This window comes from Pseudomonas petrae (genome assembly GCF_021728295.1).
Classification (GTDB): Bacteria; Pseudomonadota; Gammaproteobacteria; order Pseudomonadales; family Pseudomonadaceae; genus Aquipseudomonas; species Aquipseudomonas petrae.
On sequence record NZ_JAKJXE010000032.1, the window covers coordinates 1 to 1,293 of the forward strand.

The window sequence follows — 1,293 nt, forward strand, 5'->3', positions numbered from 1 at the left end:
GCTTTGGGCTTCTGGCCAACATTGGTTGAGCTCGCGGTATGCCTATTACATTTAGGCCTCAAGGGCCAGTAGGAGCCAAGGCATCAATCCGCGACGGTCTTACCTGGGGTCAATGTTTTCTAGCAGGGTGGGCGCTTTTGCGCCTCGGTAGCAGAACTCTTTGGATCAGTGACTCATCGCCGCCTCCTGCCGCTTGGCCGGCTCACGACGATAAGTCTGATCATTCTGTAAAAGCGACCAGATGATGCGCAGGTTGCGGTTCGCCAGCCGTATGGCGGCTTTTTTGCTTCCCAGGCGGCTCAGCCACTGCAGCAGCCGACGGTCATCCGGCTGATCGGAGTCGTGCCGCAGCTGCCTCAATACCGCATGAGCACCCTGTATCGCCAGGCTGCGGATGTACCCATCACCACGCTTGGTCATTCGGCCCAGACGAACCCGTTCTCCTGAACTGTCCTGATCGGGCACCAAGCCGAAGTAGGCCGCAAACATGCGGGCGTCAGCGAATCGCTCAGGCCGGGTTTGCTTGGCCACTATCGCGGTAGCAATGATCGGCCCGACACCGCGTATGGTCATCAGCCGCACGGCGGTCTTGTCCTGTTTCGCAGCAACCTCCAGACGCCCGGTCAATACACTGACTCGCTCGCCCAAATGGCGCCATTCGCCCAGCAACTCGTCGATCAGTTCGCGCAACATGTCCGGCAACGGCTGGGTTGCGTCTTCCAGTACCCGAGGTACTTTCTGGCTGATCGCAACCTCGCCTTGCGCCATCGCGACGCCGTGCTCGAGCAGCAAACCTCGCATCTGGTTACCCACCGCCGTGCGCCGACGTACATAACCTTGCCGGATACGGTGCAATGCCTGCATGGCTAACTCTGCGGCACTTTTGATAGGCACTGCCGAAATTCTGCTGTCGCGGCCCGCGCGCAATATCGCGAGCGCATCGTTGCGATCATTCTTGGCGCCGCTGCGATGATCAGCAACACGACCGGCTGGAAGTATCCGCGCCAGGTTGCCCTGATCTTGCAGCTGACGCGCCCAGGCCTGAGCGCCAGGACCGGTTTCCATGAGAACGACAACGTGCGGTTCGAGCCTGCACAAAAAGGCGTAGAAGGCTTCTCGGGACTTGATCCGCTCCTCATAAAGCACCTGGCCCAAGGCATCTTCGCCGGCGATCTGAAAGACCCGCTTGGCAAGATCAATCGCCACGGTGGTACATGCTGGGAGATTGGATGAAGACAGAGACTGATTAACCGTCGTATGCTTTTTCATGGACTCGCCCTCGCTGTCGTTGGC

At 59.2% G+C, this 1,293-nt stretch carries 1 protein-coding gene; it reads right to left on the reverse strand.

The genetic code is table 11. The features are described from left to right. Nucleotides 1–165: 165 nt before the first annotated feature. Nucleotides 166–1,269, reverse strand: coding sequence for an IS110 family RNA-guided transposase (locus L4G42_RS25985; RefSeq protein ID WP_237255098.1), 1,104 nt, complete (start codon nt 1,267–1,269; stop codon nt 166–168). Between the last annotated feature and the right edge of the window lie 24 nt (nt 1,270–1,293).

Excerpts from the sequence above, each read along its gene's own strand:
- L4G42_RS25985 (WP_237255098.1), bottom strand. The coding sequence starts at position 1,269 with ATGAAAAAGCATACGACGGTTAATCAGTCTCTGTCTTCATCCAATCTC.